The sequence below is a fragment of the Planktotalea sp. genome (genome assembly GCF_039984035.1).
GTDB lineage: Bacteria > Pseudomonadota > Alphaproteobacteria > Rhodobacterales > Rhodobacteraceae > Planktotalea.
Window position 1 is genome coordinate 1 of the sequence record NZ_JBDWVM010000237.1, and the last position, 7,886, is coordinate 7,886.

Annotated in this window: 8 protein-coding genes; 3 read left to right on the forward strand and 5 right to left on the reverse strand. The window is 53.3% G+C overall.

Annotated features, from left to right (window positions below; all coding sequences use genetic code 11):
- Positions 1-515: HAD family phosphatase (locus ABJQ89_RS10665; protein ID WP_348496220.1), on the reverse strand; the 515-nt coding region annotated here is incomplete at its 3' end.
- An 85-nt stretch (positions 516-600) separates the two neighbouring features.
- Complete coding sequence (gene clpB / locus ABJQ89_RS10670) at positions 601-3,219, reverse strand: ATP-dependent chaperone ClpB (protein ID WP_348496221.1); 2,619 nt, start codon at positions 3,217-3,219, stop codon at positions 601-603.
- Between the two features lie 226 nt (positions 3,220-3,445).
- Between clpB and ABJQ89_RS10675 the strand changes: the two genes are divergently transcribed.
- Both ABJQ89_RS10675 and pyrF read left to right on the forward strand, forming a co-directional pair.
- Positions 3,446-3,712 carry a hypothetical protein gene (locus ABJQ89_RS10675; RefSeq protein ID WP_348496222.1) on the forward strand — a complete coding sequence of 89 codons (267 nt, stop codon included), beginning with the start codon at positions 3,446-3,448 and terminating at the stop codon, positions 3,710-3,712.
- Between the two features lie 67 nt (positions 3,713-3,779).
- Positions 3,780-4,490: an orotidine-5'-phosphate decarboxylase gene (gene pyrF / locus ABJQ89_RS10680; RefSeq protein WP_348496223.1), complete on the forward strand. Its 711-nt coding sequence runs from the start codon at positions 3,780-3,782 to the stop codon at positions 4,488-4,490.
- Here pyrF and ABJQ89_RS10685 read toward each other — a convergent pair.
- Together ABJQ89_RS10685 and ABJQ89_RS10690 are read right to left on the reverse strand one after the other, a co-directional pair.
- Positions 4,487-4,759 carry a hypothetical protein gene (locus tag ABJQ89_RS10685; protein ID WP_348496224.1) on the reverse strand — a complete coding sequence of 91 codons (273 nt, stop codon included), beginning with the start codon at positions 4,757-4,759 and terminating at the stop codon, positions 4,487-4,489. The genes pyrF and ABJQ89_RS10685 overlap by 4 nt on opposite strands.
- Entirely contained in the window at positions 4,759-5,655 is an 897-nt protein-coding gene (locus ABJQ89_RS10690; RefSeq protein WP_348496225.1) for an SPFH domain-containing protein, read from the reverse strand. The genes ABJQ89_RS10685 and ABJQ89_RS10690 overlap by 1 nt, the downstream gene beginning before the upstream one ends.
- 124 nt (positions 5,656-5,779) lie before the next feature.
- Between ABJQ89_RS10690 and ABJQ89_RS10695 the strand changes: the two genes are divergently transcribed.
- A complete protein-coding gene (locus ABJQ89_RS10695) occupies positions 5,780-7,033 on the forward strand; it encodes a DNA polymerase IV (RefSeq protein WP_348496226.1) in 1,254 nt (417 codons plus the stop codon).
- Positions 7,034-7,036: 3 nt separating this feature from the next.
- Here the strand turns inward: ABJQ89_RS10695 and ABJQ89_RS10700 are convergent.
- On the reverse strand, positions 7,037-7,886 hold an 850-nt coding region (locus ABJQ89_RS10700; RefSeq protein WP_348496227.1), incomplete at its 5' end, for an N-formylglutamate amidohydrolase.

Sequence of the window (7,886 nt, forward strand, 5' to 3'; positions counted from 1 at the left end):
CTTGCGCTGTCCTCAATCACCGCGCAACGTTCTGGCGCGATACCGAGTGATTGCGCTGCCCTTAGATAAACATCTGGCGCAGGTTTTGGATTAGGCACATCCTCACGCGAATGAATACGCCCTTCAAAGCGTTGTTTCAGACCTGTGCGCGTCAGCGTCACATCCATCTTTGCATGTGGTCCATTAGAGCCAATCGCATAGGGAATGCCGACTGCATCAAGCGCATCAAGAACCGGCACAATGCCCGGAATAGGTTCGACTTGTTCGGCCAAAGACACAAACATTTCACCATAGATTTGATCAAGCCAATCATCAGGAAGCTTAGCCCCCATATCGATAGCCAGCTTCATCACCCCTTGCATTGTGCCGCCAACAAACAGGCGCATGATCTCATCGAACTCTAAAGCAAGTCCATGACGCGCCAAGCTGGCTTGCATCACGCGATTGGTGATTGGTTCACTGTCCACAATGACGCCATCACAATCGAAGATTACCATGTCAGGGGGGAGTATCATAAAAACGGCCACGCTCTTTTAAGTTGCGTGGCCGTTGTTTCGTTTTAATGCCGAACTGTCAAAGCACGGAGTCCTTCACCGTGTTTCAATGCACGACGGCATCATCAGGTCGCGGACGATTCGTACTCGCGACTGTGTCCCCAATGATCAGCCCTTCGACGCCTGCACTCACTTCAATCGTGGAGCCATCGACGAGATCGCCCGCAAGCAGAAGTTCTGCCAGTGGGTTCTGCAAGGCACGTTGGATCACCCGTTTCAGCGGACGCGCACCAAAGACAGGGTCGTACCCTTCATCGGCGAGCCAACGACGCGCCGCATCATCCAGATCAAGCGTGATCTTGCGCGCCGCCAAACGTTTGGCGAGCAAGCCAAGTTGGATATCCACAATACCCGTCATGTCTTCGCGCGCGAGGCGATCAAAGATGATCGTTTCATCGAGGCGATTAAGGAATTCAGGACGGAAGTGCGCACGCACTGCATCCATCACATCCCGTTTCGCATCTGCGCTATCAGCATTCTCAGGAAGCTGGCTCAACGCCTGCGCGCCAAGGTTGGACGTCAGGATGATCAGCGTCTGTTTGAAGTCCACCGTGCGTCCCTGACCGTCGGTCAGAACACCGTCATCAAGCACTTGCAACAGCACGTTAAAGACATCGGGATGCGCCTTTTCCACCTCATCAAAGAGCACGACCTGATAGGGACGACGACGGACTGCTTCGGTCAGAACACCGCCTTCATCATAGCCGACATAGCCGGGAGGCGCACCAATGAGGCGAGCAACCGCATGTTTCTCCATGAACTCAGACATGTCGATGCGCACCATGGCGCTGTCATCGTCAAAGAGGAACTCGGCAACGGCTTTGGTCAACTCTGTCTTACCTACGCCAGTCGGCCCAAGGAATAGAAATGATCCAAGCGGACGATTTTCATCATTGAGACCCGCACGCGCACGGCGCACAGCATTCGCAACGGACGTTACCGCAGAATGTTGGCCGATTACACGGGAGTGCAACGCATCTTCCATGCGCAGCAGCTTGTCGCGTTCACCCTCGAGCATCTTAGACGTAGGGATACCTGTCCAACGTTCGACGACAGACGCAATCTGTTCAGGGCGCACAGCCTCTTCGACCATGACATCCGTCTCTTCAAGCTCTTCGGCCTGACCAAGCGCTTTCTCCAAGTTCGGAATCACGCCATAAGACAGCTCCCCCGCTTTCGCGAGATTGCCTTCGCGTTTGGCGATTTCCAGATCAGCACGGGCACGATCCAATTGCTCTTTCAGATCACGGGCACCAGCAAGCTTGTCACGCTCGGCCTGCCACTGCGCTGTCATCTCGGATGAACGATCTTGGAGATCCGCCAGATCCTTCTCAAGAACCTCCAAACGATCCTTAGACGCAGCATCATCTTCCAGTTTGAGAGCTTCGGCCTCGATCTGCTTTTGCATGATCTCGCGATCCAGCGCGTCCAGCTCTTCAGGTTTGCTATCCACTTCCATGCGCAGACGGCTCGCAGCCTCGTCCATCAAGTCGATGGCTTTGTCCGGTAAGAAACGATCTGTAATATAGCGATGCGACAACGTAGATGCAGCCACAAGCGCGCTATCAGAAATGCGCACGCCGTGGTGAAGTTCGTATTTCTCTTTAATACCGCGCAGGATTGAAATCGTGTCTTCGACTGTTGGCTCTTCCACCATCACAGGCTGGAAACGGCGCGCAAGAGCGGCGTCTTTTTCCACATGCTTGCGGTATTCATCTAGCGTCGTTGCACCAACGCAATGTAGCTCCCCGCGTGCGAGAGCGGGTTTAAGCAGGTTAGATGCGTCCATCGCACCATCAGCTTTGCCCGCGCCGACGAGCGTGTGCATTTCATCGATGAACAGAATGATTTCGCCAGCAGCAGTCGTCACTTCGCTCAAAATCGCTTTGAGACGTTCTTCAAACTCACCACGATATTTGGCACCGGCAATCAAAGCGCCCATGTCGAGCGACATCAGACGTTTGTTGCGCAAGCTTTCTGGCACATCGCCGTTCACAATACGCAAGGCGAGGCCCTCAGCAATCGCCGTTTTACCCACGCCAGGTTCCCCAATAAGAACCGGATTGTTTTTCGTGCGCCGCGACAAAACCTGCATCGCGCGGCGAATTTCTTCATCGCGGCCGATGATAGGGTCAATTTTACCCTGCTCTGCGGATTCCGTCAGATCGGTCGCGTATTTCTTGAGCGCGTCAAACCCATCTTCAGCACTCGCACTATCAGCGGTGCGCCCTTTGCGAATATCGTTGATCGCCGTGTTCAAAGATTGGGCAGATACTGCGCCAGCTTCCAAGGCAGCACGCGCCTTGGACTTCACCAGCGCAAGCGCCTGCAAAATACGTTCAACCGTGACAAAGCTATCTCCCGCCTTCTTGGCGAGCTTCTCTGCTTCATCAAGTACTTTGGCTGTTTGACCGTCCAGATAAACCTGACCTGCATCGCCGCTGACCTTGGCAATTTTGCTGATCGCGGTTTCGACCGATTCGACTACACGAGCAGGCGCGCCGCCAGCACGCGTGATCAAATTGGATGCCAATCCTTGCTCGTCATCCATCAGTGCTTTGAGAATATGTTCCGGCGAAAGACGTTGATGATCTTCACGCTGTGCAATTGTTTGCGCCGCTTGGATGAACCCGCGCGAACGCTCTGTGAACTTGTTCAAGTCCATGTTCTTACTCCTTCTTTAAGCACCCAACTTGGATTTCTACGCCTGCTTTGCAGCGCGCTTTGCGTCGGGCCTTGTACAGAATGTGGGTGTCTAGAAACCTAATATCAAGAGTTTCCCGCCACCATATTAACTCTCAATTGGACACATTTTGCCCAAATTCGTTGGTTTACGATAGAATGTGAGAACAATCAAAAACCCAAAACTGGGATCTAGCAGGAGCAGTACAATGATCGTGAAACGTATCGACGTCACACCACTACAGGAATTTTCGCCAGAAACAGGCGGCAGTGGCAAAGTCGCGTTTATTACAGACACAGGCGATGTGATCTTTGATTGCCAAGTCAGACCAGGGCGCGACGCAGACAAGCGCAATCCGATGAAAGCTCTGATTTCAGAGGCGCTGCGCCAAGTAAAACGCATGCCGGAATACCGTATCAGCAAATCCTACATGAAATTCGCACCCGGTGTTCTACCCGAAGAATTCGCTATCTAAACACCGATAGCCTTGACCTGCTTGGCCCTCCGCGCGATAGGGGGGCAACCCAAGCAGGAGTAGAAGAATGTCAGATGATCGCCTGATCGTAGCCCTTGATGTGCCCAACGCAATTGCGGGGCTGCAAATGGCAGAAGAGCTTGGCGATTCTGTTTCTTTCTACAAAATTGGCCTCGGTATGCTGACAGGCGGCGGTCTGGCGCTGGCGAATGAGCTAAAGTCGGAAATGGGCAAACGTATCTTTCTCGATATGAAGCTCTTTGATATCGGCGCCACTGTCGAAGCCGCTGTGCGCGGGCTTGCCCAATTCGAAATGGATTTTCTAACTGTGCACGGTGATCCGCATGTTGTGCGCGCCGCGAAGGAAGGGGCCGCTGGCACCGATTTGAAAATCCTTGCCGTGACTATCCTCACCTCTCTTGATCGCGGTGATCTAGATGATTGCCTGATCCGTGATGGCGGCGTGCCTGATCTGGTTGTAGATCGTGCTGGCCGTGCATTGAATGCTGGCGCGGATGGCATCATTTGCTCGCCTCAAGAAGCCGCAGCAATTCGCGCACTTCCAGAATCCGACGATCGTTTGATTGTGACACCCGGTGTACGCCCAACCGGCGCTGATTTAGGTGATCAGAAGCGTGTCGCAACGCCCTACAGCGCTGTGTCAGATGGAGTAGATCATATCGTAGTTGGCCGCCCGATCCGCGATGCTGAAAATCGCAAGGCAGCTGCGGAAGCGATCATTTCTGAACTCGCCACCGCAGGCCATAATCGCGCTTAATCGTTAATGTCTGTATCCCAGACTTTAACCTGACCTTTGCGCACGCCGAGCAATCGGCGTAGCGCCACCCAAGACAACAGTGAAACCACTGCAAAGAGCAGCAACAATAATGGCAGGCTCAAGCTGAGGGTTGAACCACCCACGAGCAAAATCAGACCTACTACCGCTGCACCTATCGCGAAGCCTAGGAAGATAAAGCCCGGCGCAAAGACCTCTAAGATGGCTAGAACAACCGCTCCGATCATCCAAAATAGCCAAGACGTCCACATTATTTCGACCCTCCTTTGAGCATCTTAAACGCATCACCAAACGCATCCATCGCGCTTGCAGGCACAACAACAGTTTGCGATCCACTGCTTGTTCCGAGCGCGGTGAGCGCTTCGACCTGTTTCAAGGCGACTTGATACTGCGCCGCTTCCAGACCGTTTTCGGCAATCGCAGCCGCAACAACACCCGTTGCGTAGGCTTCCGCATCCGCAGCAATACGGCGCGCTTTGGCGATTTGCTCCGCCGCATACAACTCCGCATCCGCGCTCAATTCAACGGCACGTTTGGCGCCTTCCGCTTCGGTCACCTGTGCACGGCGTGCGCGTTCCGCATTCAATTGCTGAAGCATCGCATCGCGTGTCGCTTGGTCGAGGTTCACATCAAGCAATTCAGCACGGGTCACTTCGATACCCCAATCATCAACAGCGCTTTCCACCAGTTTTTGAATCTGGGAAATCAGTTGTGTACGATTGGACTGAACCTCATCAAGCTCCATTTTACCGATTTCTGAACGCACCATACCTGCGACAGTCGTCGCAATCGCAGCATCAACATCGCGAATACGGTACACTGTCTTTTCAGGTTCCAAGATACGGTAAAAAACCGATGTTTCGACCTGAACAAGCACGTTATCCGCAGTGATGGCATCTTGCGTCGCATTGGGGAGCTGGCGTTCAAGAATCGAAATTTTGTGCGCGACTTTGTCCAAAAACGGGATAATCAGATTGATACCAGGCCCAAGAACTGACTTGAGGCGACCAAAACGCTCCACAACAAATTTCTCGGATTGCGGCACAATGCGCACCCCAAGAAGGATACAAACAATAATAAAGACCGCGATGAGGATAAAGAGTGTGTTCTCGCTCAAAAAGTCCAAAAAGAATTGATCTAATGTCATAAATTTCTCCCAAAGATTGAACGTTATATAGGGATTTTCGCAGCAATTTAAAGAAGGTCGGTTTGAAATTATCGGTCAGCAAGCGTACAGTCCTGCTCTGATTTGCCCAAACAAAGGCCGCCAATTGCCCGCTATTTGCAGAGATTGTCTGACAGATTTTGACAGTGGCACACGGTGCCCTGCCTGTCGCTCTGTGCGTGTGGTCTCGCATCCCGAACTGATGGATTTGTCCATCGCTCACATGGATTGCGATGCGTTTTATGCAAGCGTTGAAAAGCGCGATGACCCTTCCCTCGCGGACAAACCAGTGATCATCGGCGGCGGTCGACGCGGCGTTGTGTCAACGGCATGCTATGTAGCCCGGATCAAAGGGGTGCGCTCTGCCATGCCAATGTTTCAAGCGTTGAAGCTTTGCCCTGACGCGACGGTTATCAAACCCCGCATGAGCGCCTATGTTGAGGCATCAAAGGCCATCAAGGCCATGATGGAAGAGCTGACACCTGCGATTGAACCTCTATCGCTGGACGAGGCCTTCATGGATTTGCGCGGCACCCAGCGCCTTCATGGTGCGCCGCCAGCGGTGATGCTCGCGCGATTGATCAAACGGATGCGCGATGAACTGGGGCTCAGTGGCTCTATCGGTCTGTCCCACAATAAATTCCTAGCGAAGGTTGCGTCTGATCTGGACAAGCCCCGTGGTTTTTCAGTCATTGGCAAAGCAGAGACTGCCGATTTTCTGTCGGGCAAACCTGTGCGCATGATTTGGGGTGTTGGCCCCGCGGCGCAGGCCTCACTCGAAAAGGTGGGCATTCGTACCTTCGATGATTTGTTGCGCTGGGAAAAGACCGACCTCATCGCGCGCCTTGGTGGCACGGGCGAGCGGCTCTATCACATCGCGCGCGGCGAAGATTTTCGACGCGTTTCCGCGCATGCCCCTGTGAAAAGTATTTCCAAGGAAACGACCTTCTTTGAAGATACCGCCGATCTCGATGTCCTAGATGGTCATATCTGGCGGCTGTCGGAACAAGTTGCTGACCGCGCCAAGGCAAGAGATATCGCAGGGCGCGTTGTGACACTCAAACTCAAACGCGCAAATTTCAAACGACTTTCACGTCGCATTTCCCTGCGTGAGCCAACACAGATGACAGGTCGCATTTACAGAGAGGCCAAGGCGCTCTTCGATACGGTCAGCGACCAAGGACCTTTTCGACTGATCGGCACGGGGATCTCGGATTTATGCGCAGCGGACGGCGCAGATCAGAATGGCGATTTGCTTGATCCTGGCGCCCTTAAACGGGGCAAGGCCGAACGCGCAACAGATGCCATTCGTCAGCGCTTTGGTAACGACGCGATTCGAAAAGGGCGCGCGCTGCGTTAGCCCTTATTCGGCGGCTAGAGATTGTTTTTGCTCGCGGCCTATCTCACAAATCTCTGCAATCGCTGAAGAGAGCCGCATTTTGACATCTTCAAAATGCGCGTTTGGCTTGATCGATGCCTCATCCATATAGATCGAACGATCAATCTCCACCTGAACCGCGTGTTGATCAAGCGACGGGCGGCCATAGTTCTGCGTGATGAAAGCACCTGCAAAAGGACTGTTGCGCGACACCTTGAACCCTACATTGGCAAAGGCCGCTTCGATCTGATCCACAATTATCCCATTGGCAGACGCGCCAAACCGATCGCCAAGCACAATGTCGGGACGACCATTGCGGAACCGTTCAACACCACTCAAGGCTTCCCTCGGCATCGAATGAAAATCAACAAGTATCGCGCGACCAAACGCAGTGTGCGCGTCTTGTAAAACCTCGATCAAAGCGTTGTGATACGGATGCCAGTAATCGATCAAGCGTTTGCGCGCCTCAACTTGGCTCAACTTACCACGATAAATCGCACGCCCATTCGCAACAACGCGCGGGATCACGCCAAGACCTGACGCGATACGTGGATTGTGGGAGTTCTTCTTCACACCATCAATGAGTGCAGGATCAAGTTCATCAACGTTTCGATTCAAATCAACAAAGGCACGAGGCACTGTTGCGAGCAACAAGGGCGAACCGAAATCAGGCGCGCTTTCGATCAAGCGATCCACATAGGCATCTTCGGAGGATCGGATAGCCAAATCGCTCAAGGTCGAGCGCCGCATGAACGACCAAGCATATTCGCGCCCGCTGTGCGGCGAGGCGAATACAACGCTGGACGATACCTGCGCTGGACGAATAAGCTGGAAG

Bases quoted from the DNA above. Each gene is read 5' to 3' on its own strand.
- ABJQ89_RS10675 (WP_348496222.1), top strand. From the start codon at position 3,446: ATGATCGTGAAACGTATCGACGTCACACCACTACAGGAATTTTCGCCA.
- ABJQ89_RS10685 (WP_348496224.1), bottom strand. From the start codon at position 4,759: ATGTGGACGTCTTGGCTATTTTGGATGATCGGAGCGGTTGTTCTAGCC.
- ABJQ89_RS10690 (WP_348496225.1), bottom strand. From the start codon at position 5,655: ATGACATTAGATCAATTCTTTTTGGACTTTTTGAGCGAGAACACACTC.
- pyrF (WP_348496223.1), top strand. From the start codon at position 3,780: ATGTCAGATGATCGCCTGATCGTAGCCCTTGATGTGCCCAACGCAATT.
- clpB (WP_348496221.1), bottom strand. From the start codon at position 3,219: ATGGACTTGAACAAGTTCACAGAGCGTTCGCGCGGGTTCATCCAAGCG.